Annotated in this window: 21 protein-coding genes, 1 tRNA gene, 1 other RNA gene and 2 pseudogenes; 10 read left to right on the top strand and 15 right to left on the bottom strand. The window is 47.8% G+C overall.

Features of this window, described 5'->3' with window-relative positions:
• Positions 1-34: 34 nt before the first annotated feature.
• Together JK198_RS02030 and JK198_RS02025 are read left to right on the top strand one after the other, a co-directional pair.
• The gene (locus JK198_RS02030; protein ID WP_212710221.1) at positions 35-787 is read left to right on the top strand and encodes an alpha/beta hydrolase; all 753 of its coding nucleotides are present in this window, start codon (positions 35-37) and stop codon (positions 785-787) included.
• 50 nt (positions 788-837) lie between these two features.
• A pseudogene (locus tag JK198_RS02025) lies at positions 838-1,127 on the top strand (Tn3 family transposase); the annotation flags it as partial.
• 357 nt (positions 1,128-1,484) lie between these two features.
• On the opposite strand, the gene JK198_RS02020 reads toward JK198_RS02025, so the two are convergent.
• A protein-coding gene (locus JK198_RS02020) for an IS3 family transposase (protein ID WP_212710220.1) occupies positions 1,485-2,647 on the bottom strand; the annotation gives its coding sequence in 2 pieces (ribosomal slippage) (positions 1,485-2,386 and positions 2,386-2,647; 1,164 coding nt in all).
• A 283-nt stretch (positions 2,648-2,930) separates the two neighbouring features.
• On the opposite strand from JK198_RS02020, the pseudogene JK198_RS02015 reads away from it, so the two are divergent.
• Together JK198_RS02015 and JK198_RS02010 are read left to right on the top strand one after the other, a co-directional pair.
• Positions 2,931-4,544 (top strand): annotated as a pseudogene (locus JK198_RS02015) (DNA topoisomerase III); the annotation flags it as partial.
• Positions 4,544-4,858 carry a DUF1496 domain-containing protein gene (locus tag JK198_RS02010; protein WP_212707870.1) on the top strand — a complete coding sequence of 105 codons (315 nt, stop codon included), beginning with the start codon at positions 4,544-4,546 and terminating at the stop codon, positions 4,856-4,858. The pseudogene JK198_RS02015 and the gene JK198_RS02010, both read left to right, overlap by 1 nt.
• 3 nt (positions 4,859-4,861) lie before the next feature.
• On the opposite strand, the gene xthA is transcribed toward JK198_RS02010, so the two are convergent.
• The 5 genes from xthA to JK198_RS01985 all read right to left on the bottom strand — a co-directional run bounded on the left by xthA (position 4,862) and on the right by JK198_RS01985 (position 7,597).
• A complete protein-coding gene (gene xthA, locus JK198_RS02005; RefSeq protein ID WP_212707869.1) occupies positions 4,862-5,668 on the bottom strand; it encodes an exodeoxyribonuclease III in 807 nt (268 codons plus the stop codon).
• Between the two features lie 172 nt (positions 5,669-5,840).
• Positions 5,841-5,964: non-coding RNA, RtT sRNA (locus JK198_RS02000), on the bottom strand.
• Between the two features lie 40 nt (positions 5,965-6,004).
• Positions 6,005-6,089, bottom strand: a tRNA-Tyr gene (locus tag JK198_RS01995).
• Positions 6,090-6,233: 144 nt separating this feature from the next.
• The gene (gene purU / locus JK198_RS01990; protein WP_212707868.1) at positions 6,234-7,082 is read right to left on the bottom strand and encodes a formyltetrahydrofolate deformylase; all 849 of its coding nucleotides are present in this window, start codon (positions 7,080-7,082) and stop codon (positions 6,234-6,236) included.
• A 56-nt stretch (positions 7,083-7,138) separates the two neighbouring features.
• Positions 7,139-7,597, bottom strand: a complete 459-nt coding sequence (locus JK198_RS01985; RefSeq protein WP_212707867.1) for a YchJ family metal-binding protein — start codon at positions 7,595-7,597, stop codon at positions 7,139-7,141.
• Positions 7,598-7,820: 223 nt separating this feature from the next.
• Here JK198_RS01985 and rssB point away from each other — a divergent pair, with 223 nt between their 5' ends.
• From rssB to JK198_RS01970, 3 genes are all read left to right on the top strand, one after another.
• The gene (gene rssB, locus JK198_RS01980) at positions 7,821-8,837 is read left to right on the top strand and encodes a two-component system response regulator RssB (RefSeq protein ID WP_212707866.1); all 1,017 of its coding nucleotides are present in this window, start codon (positions 7,821-7,823) and stop codon (positions 8,835-8,837) included.
• 189 nt (positions 8,838-9,026) lie between these two features.
• Entirely contained in the window at positions 9,027-9,926 is a 900-nt protein-coding gene (gene galU / locus JK198_RS01975; RefSeq protein ID WP_212707865.1) for a UTP--glucose-1-phosphate uridylyltransferase GalU, read from the top strand.
• Positions 9,927-10,175: 249 nt separating this feature from the next.
• Complete coding sequence (locus tag JK198_RS01970; RefSeq protein ID WP_212707864.1) at positions 10,176-11,183, top strand: NAD-dependent epimerase; 1,008 nt, start codon at positions 10,176-10,178, stop codon at positions 11,181-11,183.
• 62 nt (positions 11,184-11,245) lie between these two features.
• On the opposite strand, the gene JK198_RS01965 is transcribed toward JK198_RS01970, so the two are convergent.
• Positions 11,246-11,653: an H-NS family nucleoid-associated regulatory protein gene (locus JK198_RS01965; RefSeq protein WP_212707863.1), complete on the bottom strand. Its 408-nt coding sequence runs from the start codon at positions 11,651-11,653 to the stop codon at positions 11,246-11,248.
• Positions 11,654-11,933: 280 nt separating this feature from the next.
• Between JK198_RS01965 and JK198_RS01960 the strand changes: the two genes are divergently transcribed.
• Positions 11,934-12,554, top strand: a complete 621-nt coding sequence (locus JK198_RS01960; protein WP_212707862.1) for a thymidine kinase — start codon at positions 11,934-11,936, stop codon at positions 12,552-12,554.
• 87 nt (positions 12,555-12,641) lie between these two features.
• Here JK198_RS01960 and adhE read toward each other — a convergent pair whose 3' ends face one another.
• From adhE to cls, 3 genes are all read right to left on the bottom strand, one after another.
• Positions 12,642-15,320, bottom strand: coding sequence for a bifunctional acetaldehyde-CoA/alcohol dehydrogenase (gene adhE, locus JK198_RS01955; protein ID WP_212707861.1), 2,679 nt, complete (start codon positions 15,318-15,320; stop codon positions 12,642-12,644).
• 503 nt (positions 15,321-15,823) lie between these two features.
• Positions 15,824-16,153, bottom strand: a complete 330-nt coding sequence (locus tag JK198_RS01950; protein WP_212707875.1) for an HI1450 family dsDNA-mimic protein — start codon at positions 16,151-16,153, stop codon at positions 15,824-15,826.
• Between the two features lie 33 nt (positions 16,154-16,186).
• Complete coding sequence (cls, locus tag JK198_RS01945) at positions 16,187-17,647, bottom strand: cardiolipin synthase (protein WP_212707860.1); 1,461 nt, start codon at positions 17,645-17,647, stop codon at positions 16,187-16,189.
• Between the two features lie 137 nt (positions 17,648-17,784).
• Between cls and JK198_RS01940 the strand changes: the two genes are divergently transcribed.
• Complete coding sequence (locus tag JK198_RS01940; RefSeq protein WP_212707859.1) at positions 17,785-17,982, top strand: YciY family protein; 198 nt, start codon at positions 17,785-17,787, stop codon at positions 17,980-17,982.
• A 165-nt stretch (positions 17,983-18,147) separates the two neighbouring features.
• Here JK198_RS01940 and JK198_RS01935 read toward each other — a convergent pair whose 3' ends face one another.
• Both JK198_RS01935 and JK198_RS01930 read right to left on the bottom strand, forming a co-directional pair.
• Positions 18,148-18,432 (bottom strand): hypothetical protein, encoded by a 285-nt coding sequence (locus JK198_RS01935; protein ID WP_212710599.1) that lies wholly within the window; start codon positions 18,430-18,432, stop codon positions 18,148-18,150.
• A 300-nt stretch (positions 18,433-18,732) separates the two neighbouring features.
• Positions 18,733-19,029, bottom strand: coding sequence for a YciI family protein (locus tag JK198_RS01930; RefSeq protein ID WP_212710598.1), 297 nt, complete (start codon positions 19,027-19,029; stop codon positions 18,733-18,735).
• Between the two features lie 155 nt (positions 19,030-19,184).
• Between JK198_RS01930 and JK198_RS01925 the strand changes: the two genes are divergently transcribed.
• Positions 19,185-19,982 (top strand): energy transducer TonB, encoded by a 798-nt coding sequence (locus JK198_RS01925; protein ID WP_212707856.1) that lies wholly within the window; start codon positions 19,185-19,187, stop codon positions 19,980-19,982.
• A gap of 56 nt (positions 19,983-20,038) precedes the next feature.
• On the opposite strand, the gene yciA is transcribed toward JK198_RS01925, so the two are convergent.
• Genes yciA through JK198_RS01910 form a run of 3 tightly spaced genes read right to left on the bottom strand, consistent with a single transcriptional unit; the run spans position 20,039 to position 21,837 of the window.
• Positions 20,039-20,458: an acyl-CoA thioester hydrolase YciA gene (gene yciA, locus JK198_RS01920; RefSeq protein ID WP_212707855.1), complete on the bottom strand. Its 420-nt coding sequence runs from the start codon at positions 20,456-20,458 to the stop codon at positions 20,039-20,041.
• Positions 20,459-20,508: 50 nt separating this feature from the next.
• Complete coding sequence (locus tag JK198_RS01915) at positions 20,509-21,045, bottom strand: septation protein A (protein ID WP_212707854.1); 537 nt, start codon at positions 21,043-21,045, stop codon at positions 20,509-20,511.
• A 57-nt stretch (positions 21,046-21,102) separates the two neighbouring features.
• Positions 21,103-21,837 (bottom strand): YciC family protein, encoded by a 735-nt coding sequence (locus JK198_RS01910; RefSeq protein ID WP_212710597.1) that lies wholly within the window; start codon positions 21,835-21,837, stop codon positions 21,103-21,105.
• Positions 21,838-21,978: the final 141 nt, after the last annotated feature.

Below are 21,978 nucleotides of genomic sequence, written 5' to 3'. Positions count from 1 at the left end.
ACATATGAAATCAGTTTAAGACCTGGAATATCCTATGAAAAAACTAAAATTTACGTTCAAAAATGCGGCTGGTGAAGAACTGGCCGGATTGCTTGAACTTCCTGAAAATCCTAAAGCGTTTGCGCTGTTAGCTCATTGTTTTACGTGTGGCAAAGACCTCAAAGGCGCGGCGCGTATTGCGCGGAAACTGACAGAGAATGCTATCGCCGTTCTCCGGTTTGATTTTACTGGTCTGGGAAACAGCGAAGGGGATTTTTCCAACACCAACTTCTCATCCAATATTTCGGACCTGCTTTGCGCGGTAGATTATCTCCGCCGACAGTACGAAGCGCCTTCTTTGCTCATCGGCCATAGCCTGGGGGGATCGGCCATTCTGTCTATTGCCGGCGAAGTTCCTGAGGCAAAGGCCGTTGTCACCATAGGATCACCCGGAGAACTGACACACGTAAAACGTCTTTTTAAGGATGATGTTGAAAACATTAACCAGCATGGAGCCTATCCCGTTGAGCTGGCCGGGCGGGTATTTACCTTAAAGAAACAGATGCTGGACAATATTCAGGAACACAAAATCGCTCATAAGGTGTTCGCCATGAACAAGCCTCTGCTTATTTTTCATGCGACTGAAGATGATACTGTGTTAATTGAGCAGGCCGAAAAAATATTCAAAGCAGCAAAGCATCCCAAGAGTTTCATTTCGTTGGGTAAGGCGGATCACCTTCTGACTCATACTCAGGATGCTGAATACGTTGCCGATATCATTATATCGTGGAGCGAATGTTACCTATAAACAGAGTAAATGCGTTCAAACTCGTAGCGCAGAGGGCGATTTTCTGCAGAGATCGGACGCTGTTTATGCTGGACTGATTTTGCGATAAAGGCTTAGGCCGATGCATACAGGTGGGGCTGAATAAGGGTGAGGCCCTTGGGCGAGCATCCTTCATGCACCGGCTGAATGAAATCAGGGATCTGGGGGTGAGAGGATCAGCGTTACCACGCCACCGGCGCTGACACTACATACGGCGGCGATAACACTCTGGAATACGGTTTATATAGAAAGAACCATTGAGCCGCTTAAGCAAAAAGGAGTCCCTGTTAATGAACTGCTGGTCTCTCATCCTTCTCCACTGCTGTACAAAATATAGTCTTAGCGTGGGATGATTTCCGTTTTCCAAGCGGACCCCTATTACCAAGAGCAACGTTCCGAGAAGCTCGTTTTAGCTGAAGCACTATCTGAGCTGCACAATTCCGGAGATATTGATTTCGTCAAAATAGTGAAAGAAATTGATAAAAGCTCCTGCAAAAATTTTTTTACGATTCTGCACATATTTGAAATCACATTACCTTTACTTAAGTCAAAAGTTGAAGATGTCATAAGTTGTTTGGTTCACCTGACACAAAAGAATTTTGCTGGCAGATTGTATGGGGCCTTTCAGCATTTCTGTCAGGTGGATGCTTGATCTTACCCACGTAATGTGGACACCGTCCTAAGTGAGGTTCTGGTTTTCAAACTGTTCCGGGCTGAGACCGCCACAGGCACTGTGACGGCGCCACCGATTGTAATCACTCTCGATATAATTAAACACCGTCGTTCGCATTATTTCCCGGCTGATAAAGCGTTCACCGTGGATACATTCGACTTTCAGTGAGTGGAAGAAGCTTTCCGCACACGCATTGTCGTAGCAGCAACCCTTTGCACTCATGCTGCCGTGCAGGTTATGCCGCTTCAGGAGCGCCTGATAATCCGCTGAGCAGTACTGCCCGCCACGATCTGTGTGGACGATGACATTTTCCGGGCGTTTACGCCGCCACAATGCCATCTGTAGCGCATCGCAGGCCAGCTGTGCCGTCATCCGTGATGACATTGACCAGCCGATAACGGCACGCGACCACAGGTCGATGACGACTGCCAGATACAGCCATCCTTCATCCGTGCGTAAGTACGTAATGTCGCCGGACCACTTCTGGTTCGGGCCACTGGCGTAAAAATCCTGCTTCAGCAGGTTCTCCGACACCGGCAGGCCATGTTCGCGGTAACTGACCGGGCTGAACTTCCGTGAAGCTTTCGCTCGTAGTCCCTGACGACGCAGGCTGGCAGCCACAGTTTTTACGTTGAACCGGTAACCCTGAGCATGCAGTTCATCAGTCAGGCGCGGTGCCCCGTAGCGCTGTTTTGCCCGGTGAAAAGCCTCGTGTACAGCGCAGTCGCAATTCAGACGGAACTGCTGGCGTGAGTTTAACCCCACTCGCCGCTGATTCCAGACATACCAGCCGCTGCGGGCCACCCGGAGGACGCGACACATGGCTTTGATACTGAACTCAGCCTGATGTTTTTCGATAAAGACATACTTCATTTCAGGCGCTTCGCGAAGTATGTCGCGGCCTTTTGGAGAATGGCCAGCTCCTCTGCCTGCTCAGCCAGCTGCCGTTTGAGGCGGGCATTTTCAGCAGCCAGTTCGTTCTCCCGTTCTGAGGATATCATTTGCTGCTGTTGTTTACTGCGCCAGTTGTAGAGCTGCGATTCATACAGCCTGAGCTCGCGGGCGGCTGCGGCCACACCGATACGCTCAGCGAGTTTAAGGGCTTCATTGCGGAATTCAGGCGTGTGCTGCTTACGCGTCTTCTTTATGGTTGATGCTGGCTTTGTCATGTGAGTCACCTCTTACTTGAGAGTTTACTCACTTAGTCGCGTGTCCACTATTGCTGGGTAAGATCAGTCTAGGTTACGTACAAACAGGCGACAAGTAGAAATGCCAATAGGTAGGAAAATCAATGTAAATCCTTAGTTGAGGTTGAACAACAATGCAACATGCATCGAATATCGTTACTTTGCGATACGTATGACATCATTGAACTTTTATGAAAATTTCAGAAAACCATGAAATTCAGTTTTTTCCTTAAAAATCATAGTAATAAATATTTTCACAAAAAAAGCTTGTAACAGTAATCGGGAAGGACAACTGCTGGTTGATGAAGTGCTCGATTATCTTAACCTCAGTAGCGAAAAAAAGAATGCAGTACAACGCTGCCTGATCAATGACCTCAATCCGCAGGCGGTTGAGCGTGCCATTGAGACATTACGCGACAACCGCGATTTTGTGCCGTTGTGTATCTCGGCGCTGGCCAGAGCCAGGGCTGACTGGCTGTACGGGATCAATATGACCCGTGCTTACACGCTATTTGGCAGGAACGCAGGCTATAATGGCGTATTGTCGGTCGGGCGGGTACAGACCCCGGTACTCGGGCTGGTCGTGCGTCGCGACGAAGAAATCGCTGACTTTGTGGCCAGAGATTTCTTCGAAGTCAGAGCCCATATTCTGGCCGAAAATGACCAGCGTTTTACCGCGTTATGGCAACCGAGTGACGCATGTGAATCCTGGCAGGATGAAGAAGGAAGGCTGCTGAACCGGTCACTGGCCGACCATGTCTGTAAACGTATTGCCGGTCAGCCGGCGAAGGTTACCGGTTATCAGGATAAACGCGAAACTGATATTGCACCGTTACCTTTTTCACTCTCCAGCCTGCAGATTGAAGCCGCAAAGCGCTTCGGGCTAAGTGCCCAGAGTGTACTGGACATATGCCAGCGTTTATACGAAACCCATAAACTGATTACTTATCCGCGCTCAGATTGCCGTTATCTGCCGGAGGAACATTTTGCCGGCAGACATGCGGTACTGGATGCAATTAACAGTCACTTACCACAGCAAGCCTTTCCCGAAGAACTGAATACGGACCTGCGTAACCGTTGCTGGGATAATAAAAAAGTGGATGCGCACCATGCCATTATTCCAACCGCCCGGCGTAGTCAAACCCGGTTAACTGATAATGAACTGAATATCTACGGACTGATTGCCCGCCAGTACCTGATGCAGTTCTGCCCGGAAGCTATTTATCGTAAATGTGTTATCGATCTGGAAATTGCCGGCGGTAAGTTTATCGCGAAAGCCCGCTTTCTGGCGGTTGCTGGCTGGCGTGTGTTGCTGGGGGCGAAAGAGCGTGATGAAGAAAATGACGGCACGCCGTTACCGGAAGTAAAAAAAGGGCAGCAATTGCTGTGTGAACAGGGGGAGGTGCTGGAGAAGAAAACCCAGCCTCCGCGCCATTTCACGGATGCCACCCTGTTATCAGCAATGACCGGTATCGCACGATTTGTCCAGGATAAAGCCCTAAAGAAAGTGCTCAGAGAGACCGATGGTTTAGGGACCGAAGCGACACGTGCGGGAATTATCGAATTGTTGTTTAAACGCGGTTTTCTGGAGAAAAAAGGACGTTATATCCATTCAACGGTAGTGGGGAAAGCATTGATCCATGCGTTACCACAGCCAGCGGCCAGCCCGGATATGACCGCCCAGTGGGAGTCGATGCTGACCCGTATCAGTGAAAAAAACTTCCGTTATCAGGATTTTATGCAACCGCTGGTCGGCACTCTGCAGACCCTGATTGGTGAAGCACGCCGTTCACCGCCGGTACAGGTATTAGGTCAATTGCCGGCAGTGCCGCGGAAAGCAACGCAGAAAAGGAAAAAGAAAACAGCCACGGAGAAGTAATGATGCGCAGGTTACTGTTGGTATTGTGCAGTATATTAAGTTTTCCGGTATTCAGTAGTCTGCATACCGGAGCCGGTGTCTCGGCCAGGGTCATGATTGATTCTGATAATTTACTGACCGGCAGGCCAGCCGATACTCTGAACCTGCAGGGAACTGATAACGTCTGTATATATAACAGCCAGCGTTATTCTGAAGGGGCGATACTGAAAAGCGGCACGCTGTTATTAACCTGCGTGCGCGACAAAAATATTATCGGTACGGCGCCACTGGTCTGGCAGCCGCTAAAGACATCGTCGTCTGCGGCTGCCCCGTGACAATCAGAGTTTAAATTCTGCCCAGACCGGGGCATGGTCTGATGGTTTTTCCATACTGCGGATATCGTAATCTATGCCGGTGGCAATACATTTTTCTGCCAGTGGCTGGCTGGCCAGTAACAGGTCAATACGCAGTCCGCGGTTGTCGTTAAAGCCTTTCGAACGGTAGTCGAACCAGGAAAAGCGATCGTCAACCTCCGGATTGGCTGCCCGCCAGGTATCAGTCAGTCCCCAGGACAGCAGTTTATCCATCCATTCACGCTCTTCCGGCAGGAAAGAGCATTTACCGGTTCGTAGCCAGCGTTTACGGTTATCTTCGCCAATGCCGATATCACGGTCGGTACAGCTGATATTCATATCACCCATAATCAATACCGGCTGTCCGGCAGTCAGTTGAGTTTCAAGATGCTGTTGCAGATCTTTGTAGAATTTATCTTTAGCCGGAAATTTCTGCGGATGCTCACGACTTTCCCCCTGCGGGAAGTAGCCGTTAATTACCGTAATGGTACCCATCGGGCTGGGGATCCCTGCCATGATAATACGCCGCTGAGCATCTTCATCATCCGTAAGAAAACCACGCTGCACGCTGACCGGCTCTGCTTTTGTCATCAGCGCTACGCCGTAATGGCCTTTCTGACCATGGAAGAAAACGTGATATCCCAGTTTTTGTACTTCTTCTAAAGGGAACATATCATCGTGAACTTTGGTCTCCTGTAATCCGATGACATCCGGCTGGAGTTTTTCGACCAGTGCGGCCAGCTGGTGAGGACGGGCCCGCAGACCGTTAATATTAAAAGAGACAAATTTCATGTTTTTACCACAGTCATAGAATTTAACCGCGATGGTAGCGATTTTTTTTCCCGATGTCACCGTAAGCGGATAAGGGAAGTCTCCGGCTCGAACCTTGTCGAAGGTTCTCGTCCTTCTCCGTGGAGAATATATCAGTATTATTGGAATATCTGGCTGAATCGCCATATAAGAATGGTGGTGGGAGAAGGATGATTCGCCGTACCGGCTCACCCTGCGGGCCGTGCTGCGCACGTTACCTCACGCTGTTCGGTTCGAACCTTGTCGAAGGTTCTCGTCCTTCTCCGTGGAGAATATATCAGTATTATTGGAATGTCTGGCTGAGTCGCCATATAAAAATGGTGGTGGGAGAAGGATTCGAACCTTCGAAGTCTGTGACGGCAGATTTACAGTCTGCTCCCTTTGGCCGCTCGGGAATCCCACCTGATTGTGATGCTTCGTAACCTGCGGAAGCGGGATGCATATTAACAGAACTTTGCTTTCTGTAAACAGGCAAAAGCAATATTTCTCATTGTTTGCCTGTTTTTTGCACGGAAAATGAATGACATGCGTATTTTGCAGTCAGTCTTTAAAGGATAATCGTCCGGTTTCCGTAAACAAAGACCCGCTGGGCCAGTACTTTGTCTAAAGCACGACTCAGTGCATTTTTTTCAACATCCCGGCCGGCAAGCATCATATCGTCAGCAGTGAAGGTATGATCCACATGGATCACGTCCTGCATAATGATTGGACCTTCATCGAGATTGTCATTTACGTAATGCGCAGTCGCACCAATAATCTTCACACCGCGTTCGTAAGCCTGATGGTAAGGGCGGGCACCGATAAAGGCCGGCAGGAACGAGTGATGTATGTTAATAATCTGGTTAGGGAAGCGCTTGACAAACTCAGGGGTCAGAACCCGCATATATTTTGCTAACACTACGTAGTCAGGCTGATAACGTTCAATCTCGTCAGCCATTTTCATATCGTGTTCTTCACGGGTCAGGCCTTCATGACTCAGCAATACGAAGGGGATATCAAACCGCTCTGTCAGTGACCGCAGTGTTTCATGGTTACCAATAACGGCTGCAATTTCCATATCCAGACCACCAAACGCACTTTTCATCAGCAAATCACCCAGACAGTGTGCTTCTTTAGTCACCATAATGACTACACGACGCCGTCCGGCAGATTGCAGTTCACGAACCGATCCTGATGGCAATGCACTGTCTAAATCAGCCAGTAAAGTGGTATCGTTGAAAATACCCTCCAGTTCGGTGCGCATAAAAAAACGCCCGGTGCGGTGATCAACAAATTCATTATTCTGGACAATATTCAGTTCATGCTTGTAGCAGATATTGGTGATTTTGGCGATAAGTCCTTTAGCATCAGGACAGATAGTTCTCAGTACTTTTCTTTGTAACGTCTGGGCTTGCATTATGTGCATTATCCTGTTGAATCTGATTTCAGTCATGCGATGTTGTCAGGTCGTTATTAACCACAACATTTTTTATATTTTCTGCCGGAACCGCAAGGGCAGGTGTCGTTTCTGCCCGCCTGCAGATGAACGCCGTCGACATAATACCAGCGTTGTTCTTCTCTTATAAAGCGGGAGCGTTCGTAAATAGCCGAAGTGTGTTGTTTTTCAGCATAACGGGCAAAAAAAGTCACAAATGCCTGGTTATTATCATTATCATAGGTGTGTGAGATAACATTTAGTCCCAGCCAGCGGGTATCGGCAAGACCTGCGGAAAGCTGTGCTGCCAGCTGTTGATGGCGCTGAGAAGCGTGCCAGCTGGCCAGCAGCCAGTGAATCTCACCACGCTGATAAGCGGTGTATCGCGAGCGCATCAGAGCGACAGGATCAGGTGCTATCTGTTCTTCGCTGATATATCGGCCACAACAGGCGCTATAAGTGGTCTGGCTTCCGCAAGGGCAGGGGTCGGTTAACACATTATCTCCGTTATTTGCCCGCGAGCTTAACGACTCAGAGTGCCGCGACGGGCCTGAGCAGGCTGAAAGTTGAAAGGCTGAGGATGAACTATACTACACAACAGCGGCAGATTCTCTCTCCCGCAACGGCGAATTCTGGTAAGGGTCACGGCTTCAGGCTGTAGTGCACTGATTCCTGCAGAGAGGAACATAACAGCCCTGAGGTTAATAACAGGTATTTTTAATGAGTAACCCATTGTCAGGTAAGAATATTTTAGTTGCAGAAGATGAGGCGGTGTTCTCTGCTGTGATTTGTGGCTTTATTGAAACACTGGGGGCCAACACACTGACGGCTTCTGACGGTAAGACTGCACTGGATATTATCGATCATTATCCGGTTGATCTGATCATCTGTGACCTTGAAATGCCGATTATGCGTGGTGATACTTTCGTTGAACAGCTGCGTGCCCGGGGAAACGCCTTACCGGTAGTGATTGTGACCGCCAGCGAAGATGTGTCTGAAATTGCCAGGATGTTACGACTGGGTGTGCAGGATGTGATCCTCAAACCTGTTGATGATCTGACCCGGGTACGTGATGTTATTATGGAATGCCTTTACCCTTCGATGTTTGTTTCAAAAATCGAAGAGGATGAACAGTTATTTGATAACTGGGATGTTTTGATTCAGCAGCCTGAACAGGCGATAAGACTGATTAAACAGTTACAACCGCCTATTCGACAGTTACTGGCTAATACCCGCATAACCTATCGCCAGCTGACCTACACAGATCAGCCGGGGCTGGTATTTGATATTGCAGCTTTATCTGATCATCAGCTCGGTTTTTATATCATGGATGTTACCCGGGCCGGCAATAATGGCATTATGGCGGCCTTATTATTGCGGGTAATGTTTAATCAGCTATTGCAGGAAAAAATCGCCGGCCAGCAGCAGAAACTGCCACAAATCGCGACCATACTTAATGATATTAACCGGTTATTGCAGGATGCCGGAATGTCCGGACAATTTCCCTTGCTGGTGGGGTACTATCACCAGCCGACCCGCCAGTTACTGCTGGTCCCGGCCGGGCTGGATTGCGATATTTTATTTGACGGAGTGCATCAGACACTGGGCAGTGGAATTCCTGCTGGCACTTTTGAACATATCCATGGAACACAGCACTGTTTTTATCTGCGTGCCTGTGAATGCAATATACGTGGCAGTGGCGGAAAACTAACACTGATGCTGCGTGCTAATGAATAGTTATTACCACAGAGTGCCCGGAAAAGTATTAATTTGTTATTTTTATACTTATTTTCCGATAAGTATAAATCCTAATTTCGGTGCTTTTTCGCTATCAGATGAAACTCGTCGCCGATGAACTGATATACTGCCGCCGTTCAAAAACAGAAATTTCCATGGGTGTTCCTAACCCTCCAGTGAGGTAATTTGATGTCTGCTTATAAATCTAAAGTAAAAAAAGCGGTAATTCCGGTTGCGGGATTGGGAACCCGTATGTTGCCGGCAACCAAGGCTATTCCTAAAGAGATGCTGCCGCTGGTTGATAAACCCTTAATCCAGTATGTCGTTAATGAATGTATTGCTGCCGGTATTAATGAGATTATTCTGGTCACTCATTCATCAAAAAACTCTATCGAAAACCATTTCGATACCAGCTTCGAATTAGAAGCCATGCTGGAAAAGCGTGTTAAACGTCAGTTACTGGACGAAATTCAGAGTATTTGCCCGCCACATGTGACCATTATGCAGGTACGTCAGGGTGTCGCCAAAGGATTAGGCCATGCTGTTATGTGCGCCCATCCGTTGGTTGGTGATGAGCCGTTTGCGGTGATTCTGCCCGATGTCATTATTGATGAATACGAATCAGACCTTGGGAAAGAAAACCTTGCTGATATGCTGCGCCGTTTTGATGAGACCGGCCGTAGTCAGATTATGGTTGAACCTGTTGCAGACGTTACTGCTTATGGGGTGGTTGATTGTCAGGGCGCAGATTTACAGCCAGGTCACAGTGCGCCTATGGTGGGTGTGGTCGAGAAGCCTAAAGCGTCAGAGGCACCTTCTAACCTGGCAGTGGTCGGACGCTATGTGCTGTCTGCTGATATCTGGCCTCTGCTGGCCAAAACACCTCCGGGTGCCGGTGGAGAAGTGCAGTTAACTGACTCAATTGCAATGCTGATGGATCAGGAAACGGTTGAAGCTTATCACCTGAAAGGTCTGAGCCACGACTGTGGTAACAAACTGGGTTATATGCAGGCATTCGTTGAGTATGGTGTTCGTCACCCGGTTCTGGGTGAAGACTTCAGCAAATGGCTGAATAAAACCGTAAACTGACAGTAAACATATTTATCCGGGATTATCCGGTAAATATGTGCGGCCGGATTGAACCTGGCCGCTGTTATTAAGGTCATACACTGGTGTATGGCCTTTTTTTATACAGTCACACCGGTATTAACAGGCATAAATGGCGGAACGCTAAAACAATCCGTGATTTTTGCTACCGGAACCTTGTATCATTCTGCCTGTACAATGGCACACTGAAATACAGCAGCCATTTATTTTAGTTGCAAAGATGAGGGTAATATGAACTATTTGGTAACCGGCGCTGCAGGGTTTATTGGTTTTCATGTGTGTCAGCGTCTGCTTAAGGCGGGTTACCGGGTGGTTGGTATCGATAATCTTAATGATTATTACGATGTAAAGCTCAAGAAAGATCGTGTGGCATTACTCAGCGCTTATCCGGGTTTCACATTCCAGTGTATTGATATCGCCGACAGACATGGTGTAGCCACCCTGTTCAGTACTGGAAACATTCAGCGGGTGATCCATCTGGCTGCGCAGGCGGGGGTACGTTATTCAATAGAAAACCCCTACGCTTATGCCGATGCAAATCTGATCGGCCACCTGAATATACTGGAAGGTTGTCGTCAGAATAATATACAGCATCTGGTCTACGCCAGCTCCAGCTCAGTGTATGGCCTGAACCGTAAGCTGCCGTTTGCTACCGAAGACAGCGTCGATCATCCGGTATCTCTGTATGCGGCGACGAAAAAAGCCAATGAACTGATGTGCCACAGTTATTCGCATCTCTATGGCCTGCCAACCACCGGACTGCGTTTTTTTACTGTCTACGGTCCGTGGGGGCGTCCGGATATGGCCTTGTTTAAGTTTACCCGCGCGATGCTGGCCGGTGAAGCCATTGATGTTTATAACTATGGGCAAATGCAGCGGGATTTCACCTACATTGATGATATTGTTGAAGCCATTTTCCTGGTGCAGGATAAAATACCGCAGCCTGATCCTCAGTGGACCGTCGAAACCGGTTCTGCTGCAAAAAGTTCTGCACCTTACTGTATTTATAATATTGGTAACAGCCAGCCGGTCCCGTTAATGGATTATATTCATGCATTAGAAAATGCCCTTGGGATTACGGCAGAAAAAAATATGTTACCGTTACAGGCAGGGGATGTGCTGGATACCAGTGCCGATACCTCTGAATTATATAGCCTGATAAATTTTAAACCTGACACCAGCGTACCGGAAGGCGTCAGAAAATTTGTGGAATGGTACCGCGAATATTACAAAGTCTGAAAATAAACGGGAGGGGTTAACCCTCCCGTAAAATAACCGGATAATGAAAACAGCCAGTAAAATTACAGAGCAAAGTCTTCCAGAGTTTTGCCTTCTGTTTCAATAGCATTTCTGATCACCGCCGGAGTACGTCCCTGGCCGGTCCATGTACGGTTTTCACCTTTTTCATCGGTATACTGATATTTAGCCGGACGTGCCGCACGCCGTGCTTTCACTACCGGTTTATCTGTTACGGCGGATTGCAGTAATTCATTAGGGTCAATACCATCAGCGATTAACATTTCACGGTATTGTTCCAGTCTGAGCAGACGTTCTGAATTCTGAGCGATAGCCAGTGATTCGTCTTCACGACGCTCGTTAACAATAACTTCAAATTTCTCAAGTATATCTTCTAAAGTTTCAAGGCTATATTCTCTGGCCTGTGCACGCAGTGTGCGAATGTTATTCAACGATTTAATCACATCGCTCATTGTCCGGGTCTCACAATTAAGTAGTTATTATGCAGAAGATGATAATCATAGTCTCAGGTAAAATTTACTGCAACAGATAACTATGGCATGATCGGTAAATGAATATCCTTATAACTTTAAATGAAAATCAGGAATCACTGTAAAAATAAGAATGTACGGCTAAATAGTTACAAACAAATAGCGGATAAATGACCAACCTATCGGTGAATGAACGTTTTTTGTTCGCCGGATGTGTTGTAATAAGCCGGAAATAATTAATCTCCTATAGAGAACCGGACCCATGGCTCAACTTTACTTCTATTATTCTGCGATGAATGCCGGGAAATCGACATCATTATTACAGTCATCTTATAACTATCATGAACGGGGGATGAAAACAGTCATCTATACTGCTGAAATTGATAACCGGTTCGGTAAAGGAAAAGTCAGTTCGCGGATTGGACTCTCTTCTGAAGCACGGTTATATAATCAGCACACAGATATAGGTGAAGAAATTCGGTTACTGCACGCAGAAAATCAGCTGCATTGTGTATTAGTCGATGAAAGTCAGTTCCTGACCCGCCAGCAGGTGAAGTCGTTAACTGAAGTTGCTGACTTTTCAGATATTCCTGTACTGTGCTACGGACTGAGGACGGATTTTCGCGGAGAGCTGTTTGAAGGAAGCCAGTATCTTCTGGCCTGGGCTGATAAACTGGTTGAACTAAAAACAATCTGTCATTGCGGCAGAAAAGCCAGCATGGTATTGCGTCTTGATGGCAAAGGACGACCGTTTAAAGAAGGGGAGCAGGTGGTTATCGGTGGAAATGAACGTTATATTTCGGTCTGCAGAAAACACTACTGGCAGGCGCTTGAATCAGATGATCCTGCCGCTATCTATGGTGAAAGGTACATCCCTGAGTGATGATGATATCCTTCATTTAATAAACGCCGCTGTGGTGCGGCGTTTACCTGAGCAATGCCCCTGATCACAGGGGCGGTGGTTGTTATCTCAGCCTGCTTTCTTTTTACCCTTTGCCGCCGGTGCCGCAGCTGCGGGTTTTTCCGGAGTATGCAGTGAATGCTCTGTAAATTCGCGACCGTAGTAACTGTCCAGCATCAACTGTTTCAATTCAGCAATCAGCGGGTAGCGTGGGTTTGCGCCGGTACATTGATCATCAAATGCATCTTCGGCAAGTTTATCGATTTTTGCCAGGAAGTCAGCTTCCTGTACCCCGGCTTCACGGATAGATTTCGGGATCCCGAGATCAGTTTTAATCTCATCCAGCCAGTGAAGTAACGCACTGATTTTCGCTGCGGTACGGTCGCCGGGTTTACCAAGCCCCAAATGATCGGCGATTTCTGCATAGCGACGACGGGCCTGTGGCCGGTCGTACTGACTAAAGGCGGTCTGTTTGGTCGGATTATCGTTAGCATTGTAGCGGATCACGTTGGCTATCAGCAGTGCATTTGCCAGCCCGTGCGGGATATGAAACTCAGAACCCAGTTTATGGGCCATTGAGTGACAGACGCCGAGGAACGCGTTAGCAAACGCAATACCTGCGATAGTTGCCGCATTATGTACCCGCTCGCGGGCAATCGGATTTTTAGCCCCTTCATGGTAGCTTGCCGGTAAATTCTCTTTCAGCAATTTCAGCGCCTGCAGAGCCTGACCGTCAGAGTACTCATTGGCCAGTACTGAAACATAGGCTTCAAGGGCGTGAGTGACTGCATCCAGTCCGCCAAAAGCACACAGAGATTTTGGCATATCCATCACCAGATTTGCATCGACAATCGCCATATCCGGTGTCAGTGCATAATCGGCCAGCGGGTATTTCAGTCCGGTGGCATCATCAGTAACTACCGCAAACGGGGTAACTTCAGAGCCGGTACCAGAAGTGGTGGTAATAGCGACCATACTGGCTTTTACACCCATTTTCGGGAACTTATGAATACGTTTACGGATATCCATAAAACGTAATGCCAGTTCTTCGAAGTGGGTTTCGGGATGCTCGTACATCACCCACATAATTTTGGCCGCATCCATCGGGGAACCACCCCCCAGAGCAATAATCACATCAGGTTTGAAGCTGTGCATTTGTGCGGCCCCTTTGCGCACGATGCTCAGGGTAGGGTCAGCTTCCACTTCGAAGAAAACTTCCGTTTCCACACCACGGGATTTTAATACCCGCGTCACCTGATCAGCATAACCGTTATTGAATAAGAACCGGTCTGTAACAATAAAGGCCCGTTTTGCACCGTCACTGGCGATTTCTTCCAGAGCCACCGGCAATGAACCACGACGAAAATAGATGGATTTAGGGAGTTTATGCCACAACATATTTTCAGCCCGTTTAGCGACGGTTTTCTTGTTAATAAGGTGCTTAGGACCGACGTTTTCAGAGATAGAGTTCCCGCCCCATGAGCCGCAACCCAGCGTCAGTGACGGTGCCAGTTTAAAGTTATATAAATCGCCAATCCCCCCCTGAGAAGCCGGGGTATTAATCAGGATCCTCGCGGTTTTCATTTTTTCGCCAAACAGTCTGACCCGCTCAGGCTGATTGTCCTGGTCGGTATACAGGCAAGAGGTATGGCCGATACCGCCCATTTCTACCAGTTTTTCCGCTTTTTGCAGTGCATCGTTAAAACCGGTGGCACGGTACATTGCCAGGGTCGGCGACAGTTTTTCATGGGCAAAAGGTTCAGATTCATCAATATCACTGACCTCACCAATCAGAATTTTAGTATCCGGAGGCACACTGATCCCTGCCATCTCAGCAATTTTTGTCGCCGGCTGGCCGACAATCCCTGCGTTCAGGCCCCCGTTTTTCAGAATGATATCCTGCACAGCTTTTAATTCACTTCCCTGCAGCAGATAACCGCCGTGGGTCGAAAACCGTTCACGTACTGCGTCATACACAGAGCTGTCAACAATCACTGATTGCTCAGAGGCGCAGATAACACCATTGTCGAAGGTTTTTGACATCAGAATAGAAGCGACCGCTCGTTTTATATCAGCAGTATCATCGATAACGACCGGTGTATTACCGGCACCGACACCAATAGCAGGTTTACCGGAACTGTAGGCTGCTTTAACCATACCCGGTCCACCGGTGGCGAGGATCAGGTTAATGTCGGGGTGGTGCATTAACTGGTTAGATAATTCAACGGATGGCTCATCAATCCAGCCAATAATATCGGGCGGAGCACCGGCCGCAATGGCAGCCTGTAACACGATATCTGCTGCTTTGTTGGTGGCGTTTTTTGCCCGCGGATGCGGGGAGAAAATGATTCCGTTACGGGTTTTCAGACTGATTAAGGCTTTAAAAATGGCCGTCGACGTCGGGTTGGTGGTCGGGACAATCCCGCAGATAATTCCGATAGGTTCGGCAATAGTCATAGTGCCGAAAGTATCATCAGTGTCGAGGATACCGCAGGTTTTTTCGTCCTTGTAAGCGTTGTAAATATATTCCGAAGCGAAATGGTTTTTGATGACTTTGTCTTCGACGATCCCCATTCCTGACTCAGCGACCGCCATTTTCGCCAGCGGTATCCGGGCATCTGCGGCAGCTAATGCTGCGGCCCTGAAGATCTTATCAACCTGCTCCTGACTAAAGCCTGCATACTGCTGTTGTGCTTGCCTGACTCTTTCTACCAGCCCATTCAATTCAGCAACGTTTGTTACAGTCATGCTTATCTCCTGAAGGAAAATTAAACTTTTTTAGTAAACATACGTGTCAGATCGCTACCACTGTCCGCTTTTATACGGTGCTTACTAAAAGAATCTCATATCAGCATGAATTAATGAAGTCCGGTTACGTTCAGATTATGGATATGTTGCAATACAGGCACTGATGCAGATCAATTTATATGCAAGCTGATACCATTCAGCTTTATCAGTTATCCGCTTATGTAGCAAGTTTGTTTTTTAAATGTTTGTATTTGTTGATTTTGTGTGTGAGGCAGATCAGGAGGTGGGGAGTATTTATTAAGTTTTGTTAATAATTATTTATCTGCCGGTTTACGGCCCGATAAGCCGGCTTAACCAGATAACCGGTAATTTGGCGGTTATCTGCCAGAACAGCGAGCCGGATGAAGGACTCTGGTATGCTTTGTGAACCCTAGCCCGGACAAAGATATCCGTTTCCTCCGCAGGGTATGGAAACGGATAAATGCGGGCATCAGACAGGCTGATTATTCACGCCACAGGATATGGCACAGTTTATGATCTTTTTCACGACATAACAGGACTCTGGCAAACACATCGGTAACAGGCTCCCCGTCGGCATCGCCTAATCCGATAATGACCTCGGCAAAAAAGTCCGGATTAAGATCAAAATCGACATGTTCGTTCCAGTCTTCTGAAGGGTCTGAAAGCTCGGCACCGCCACGCTCTTCGAACTGTAAGTTAAACAGGATAATGTCTGCAGGATCCAGATTATCCCCTGCCAGTTCCAGAAAAATATCGTATGCCTGTTCCAGCGTTTCATCTTCTGTAAGACGATTATTAAGATCCATGATCAGCCCGTATTTATTGATAGAAATATGCGGCCTTTTTTACAGTAAAGGGCTAAAGAAGTAAAACAGTCGTTCGATTATCCTGCGCCAGTAGGGCCGTTTTGCCCACTCACGGCCATCCAGTAACTGTGAGCGCAGAATATAATCCTGCTGTACACAGCTAAGATCATCACCGAAACCGGCATCATCAATCACCAGAGTCACCTCAAAATTGAGCCACAGACTGCGCATATCAAGATTGACGGTACCCACCAGGCAAAGTTCCCCGTCAACCAGCACGCTTTTGGTATGTAACAGGCCGTCGCTGAACTGATAAATTTTAACCCCTGCTGCCAGTAGTTCGGTAAAGAACGCACGACTGGCCCAGCCGACCAGCAATGAGTCGTTTTTTTGTGGCACGATCAGGCTGACATCAACACCACGTAATGCGGCGGTACAGATAGCGTGCAGCAGATCATCACTGGGTACAAAATAAGGTGTTGTCATGATCAACTGTTCACGTGCTGAATAGACGGCAGTCAGCAGTGCCTGATGGATCACATCTTCGGGAAAACCGGGACCTGAGGCTATTACCTGAATAATATGTCCACTGGCTTCTTCAAAGGGCATAATAGTTTCATCGGGCCGGGGCGGAAGAATGCGTTTACCGGTTTCAATTTCCCAGTCACAGGAAAACACAATCCCCAGTGTGATAGCCACAGGACCTTCCATTCTGGCCATTAAATCAACCCATTGTCCGACACCGGCATCCTGTTTAAAAAACCGCGGGTCAACCAGGTTCATACTGCCGGTATAGGCAATATAGTTATCAATCAGCACTATTTTACGGTGCTGGCGCAGGTCCATGCGACGAAAAAATACCCTCAGCAGGTTTACCTGCAAAGATTCGACAACGTCGATACCGGCCTCGCGGAATTTTTTCGGCCACGGACTGCGGAAAAAACTGCGGCTTCCGGCTGAGTCGAGCATCAGCCGACAGAAAACCCCTCTGCGGGCGGCAGTAATTAATGCCGCTGCCACGTCATCAGCCTGGCCTCCGGGTTGCCAGATATAAAACACCATCTCAATATTGTGTTCTGCCAGGTCAATATCCCGGATAAGCGAACGCATTACGTCATTTGAGCTGGTCAGTAATTCCAGTTGGTTACCTTTGACTCCGGCGATCCCGTGGCGATGCTCACATAGCTTAAATAAAGCACTGGCAACACTGCTGGTACTGGTTGCAAAAATATGAGATGACTTTTTTAAGTCCGCCAGCCACCGGGAAGTGGCAGGCCACATCGTTCTGGCACGCTCCGCCCGGCGTTTACCGAGATATAATTCACCGAAACTCAGATAAGCAATTATTCCCACCAGTGGCAGAATATAAATAATAAGCAACCAGACCATCGAGGAAGAGGCGGTCCTGCGCTTCATTAAAATTCTCAGGGTAACGGCAGCGATCAGCAGCCAGTAGCCAAACAATATAAACCCGTTAACGAAGGAATAGAATGTCGTCATTAAATGGAATTCCGGTTTATGCTTTATCTATTGAGTGTACGTGTACTCAGCATATTGTGAAACCTTTTCTGAAAGCAGCGTTGGATCCGGGGAATAACGGCGTATACTGGCCGAAATGATACTCACGGGAGGTAATCATGAAAAGAAGCAGAAACGAAGTCGGGCGCTGGCGGATGGCGCGGCAAAGTAATCGCCGTAAAGTACGCTGGCTGGAGGCCCAGTCACGGCGTTATACACATATCCGGTTAATCAGACATCAGCTTGCGAAACAACAAAGGCGATCACTGCTGTTTATACTTCCGGAACTGGGGCCGTCGGTTACCCATTATTTCTGAAAATTATCTGGCGGAGATGCAGTGTAATACTGGCGGTGAGGAATAACAGAATATCATGTCGCCCGCTGTGTTATGTTATCCGCCGGTTACCCTGTCTGCCGGTATACACATATTCTAAAAAGGATAGCCGGAAACCGCCCCGCAGAGCGGCGATACGGGTGTAATCTATCCGGGAATTGAAGGCAGCCTGGCATGAATAATCGCTTTCTCAGCCTCTTCCAGATTGATAAACCCCTGCTTTAGCATGGCGAACAAATATCTTTTACCTGCAATATGACGTGTCATCCGGACATCGACTTCCTGAGGTACATTTTCCGGGGGGGATTCTGTAGTAGTTTGTTGCGGGGGACGTTCGATGGTGATAGTTATGGTTTTCGGTATATTGTCTGCTTCTGTTTGCCTGGTTTCGGTTGTTCCGTCTTTATGAAAAACTAATACGTGATATTTCATATAAACCTCCTGCCATATCGAATGAATAATCCTGTGCCGCTCATCGGAGTTCGCCGGCAACAAACTTCAGCCCGTGTGGCGGCAGAATACTCCTATCAGTATAGCAGGCTGTCACAGGGCAAAGGGGGATACTGTACTGTGGAGCGAACTGAATCTGTCTGTCATCTCTGAGCAGTGCACATTGTATATAAGCCGCGACTGACAATATCCGTTTGCGGGCAAAAAGCGCAGTACAGTGTATTGCATTTTTTGCCCGGCGCTTATCAGTCACAATATGTGCTGGATCAGCATTTCATCAGCTCAGAAGACCTTTTTAAATGGCCTGACCGTCACTTTCTGGTAAACACCGGCTGCTACGTAGGGGTCATCGTTAGCCCAGGATTGAGCATCTTCGAGGGATGGAAATTCAGCGATCACGGTAGAACCGGTGAATCCCGCGACTCCGGGTTCGTTACTGTCGACGGCTGGCATTGGACCGGCAACAATTAATTTTCCTTCATCCTGCAATAATTGCAGACGAGCCAGGTGGGCAGGGCGCACAGACTGCCTTTTTTCCAGTGAGTCAGGGAAGTCTTCAGCGTAAATGACGTATAACACGATGATTATCTCTTACGGCAAAAAATTGAGAACCCAACGTTAAGCTAACCGCGCCATCAGTGCAAATAAAATGGCACATATCCGTCAGCGATACGTATTGAAACTGATTGCTATTTGCATTTAAAATGATTCATCACTGAACTGACCAGATAGCTATGAGCACTCTTACAGAACAATTTCCAAAACGTTTTTCATTATCCATGGTGGTATCAGTCGCTCTTCATGGTGCGGTGGTTGCCGGGTTGCTGTTTGCCTCATTCAACCAGGTCCTGAACGTGCCCACACCCCAGTCTGCTATCAGCGTGTCGATGGTTGCTCCGGAGGTTCAGCCTGAGGCGGCGAAAAGCCAGCCGGAGCCGGTACAGCCTGTGACCCCTCCGACACCTCAGCCAGTGCAGCCACAACCTGAACCACAGCCGGCCCCGGCTCCCGAACCCCCTCTGGATAAACCGGTACCGATTGCCAAACCGGAGCCGAAACCGAAGCCGAAACCTGAGGTAAAAAAACGCCATGAGGTGAAGAAAAAAGCAGTCAAACCTAAGCCTGTAATAAAACCGGTCGAAAAGCCTGTGACTGAAAATAAACCGACACTGACAGCACAACAAAAAAATAATCCGGCAGATCAGACCAAAGCACAAACCGCGCCGCAAACGTCGCGTAATGATCAGCAAAGTATTTCTCAGGGTAAACCACAGGCGGTCAGTATTACCAGCCCGGCCTACCCGGCCAGAGCTCTGGCTTTTCACCTTGAAGGACGGGTGAAAGTACAGTTCGATGTGGACAGTGATGGCAGGGTCGTGAATGAGCGTATTATTGAGGCGCAGCCGAAGAATATGTTTGATCGCGAAGTTAAACAGGCGATGCGGCGCTGGCGTTACCAGAGTGGCAAGCCAGGCACCGGACTGACGATGACTATATTGTTTAAAATTGATGGCAGTTCATCAGTGCAATAATAGCTGTTGCTGAGAGGTAAAGCGCAGTTATGCGCTTTACCTCTCACGGCAGGGTGTTACGGGTAGCTTTTATTGGCTATCAGCTCACTGAGTTTCCTTGGTTTTCCTTTATCATCCACCGCAACGTAAATAAATACGGCTTCTGTGGTGCAGTAAGTCTGACCAATCGGCTCGGAAGAAACTTTTTTAATCCATACCTCAACATTAATAGTAATTGAACTGTTTCCGGTACGTATACAGCGGGCATGACAAGTGACAACGTCACCGATAGCGGCGGGTTTAAGAAATGTCATACCGTCGACACGCACAGTAACAACACGGCCATTGGCGATTTCTTTTGCCAGAATCGCTCCCCCCATATCCATCTGGGACATTAACCAGCCACCAAATATATCACCATTTGCATTGGTATCTGCCGGCATTGCCAGTGTACGCAGCACCATCTCACCTTGCGGCTGTCTCAGACTGTCGGTCATTTATTATTCTCTTTATTTAAAAAGTGGCCTGCAGGAAGGCCACCCGGGTATTACTTTTCTTCGCGTGGCAGATGCCGCCATATATAAAGACCACAGGCAGCAGTAAATAGCAGAGTTAATGCGGTCAGGCCGAAGACCTTAAAGTTAACCCAGAAAGATTCAGGCAACCAGAATGCGACATAAATATTGACCAGCCCGCAAACGAAGAAAAATATTGCCCAGGCAATATTCAAACGTCGCCAGACTGCGGAAGGTAATACCAGCTCTTTACCCAGCATTGACTGAATTAATGGTTGTTCCATCCACCACTGACTGAATAACAATGCGGCAGCAAATAATGTATAAATAACCGTCACTTTCCATTTTATAAATTCATCATTATGGAAAATCAGTGTCAAAGAACCAAATACAGTCACCAGAATAAACGTAATGATAGTCATTTTTTCCAGTTTTTTGTACAGCACCCAGCTGATAACCAGTGCAATCGCGGTTGCGGCAATCAGTGCGCCTGAGGCAACGAAAATATCGTATAGCTTATAAAAAATGAAAAAGACGACAAGAGGCAAAAAGTCCAGTAATTGTTTCATAGCAGGTCCGGATAATGCGGCTCACCGGCAGGCGAGCCGAAAAAGTAAAACAGACGGTTAGCGTATCAGCATATACACACGGAACAGATAGATTACCAGCATTGCTGACAGAAAATTACCCAGAGTGGTGGCGATAATAGCCGCTGTTGTTGCAGGAAGTGCGGTGAGCGAAGCGAAGATAAACATCAACACAACTTTAGCCAGCAACCAGCAAATAACCGCGGGAGCCAGGGCTTTCATATTGTTCCAGGCCAGTGGCACGCTTTGTTTCATCGAGCCGAAAATACCGGCACGTTTCTGGCTCAGTAATACCGGAGACAGGGAAAACAGAACTGCCAGAAAAATCCCCGGGATGACAAAGGCCATAAAACCGAGCTGAACGATCAGTGTCACGATAAAGGTCTGAATAAGTAAAGCAGGCAGAAAACCGACAGAGGCTCCTATCGCCCCTAAGGCACTGAGCCGTTTACCGGAAGAAGCCGACGGGATCAGCACCAGCATCCCGCCCAGTAATAATGTGTTACCCAGTAAAGCAGCCAGAGTGCCGACAGCCGAGCTGTGCAGTAATATTCTTTGCTGTTCGGGTGACATATTCTGCAGCACTTCAATCAGTGAGCCTGCGTTGTCATTGCTTTGCATTAATGCAGACAGCTGTTCGGCACCCGGAGAAAAAACGGTACCCAGCAGAACGGTAACGAAAGCGCTGACCAGAGAGATCAGTGTTATCGTTTTTAGCTGGTGGCGCAAAAAATTTGCGGAATCACGGTATAACGAGCTGGCCGTGAGAGACATGTACACTCCTTTGGGAAACAAATGAATTAACCGCAAGATTGTACATGTTAACCACGCCTGCGGGCACCCTCACTTACATAACTTTCTGCTTTTATCTCCGCCCGGATGATTAATACTCATTATCGGGCTTTTTTTGAACGA

The organism is Tatumella sp. JGM91 (genome assembly GCF_018257575.1).
Classification (GTDB): domain Bacteria; phylum Pseudomonadota; class Gammaproteobacteria; order Enterobacterales; family Enterobacteriaceae; genus Tatumella; species Tatumella punctata.
Note: the sequence above shows the minus strand (reverse complement) of the source record. Positions and strands in the feature narration are given on the sequence as shown.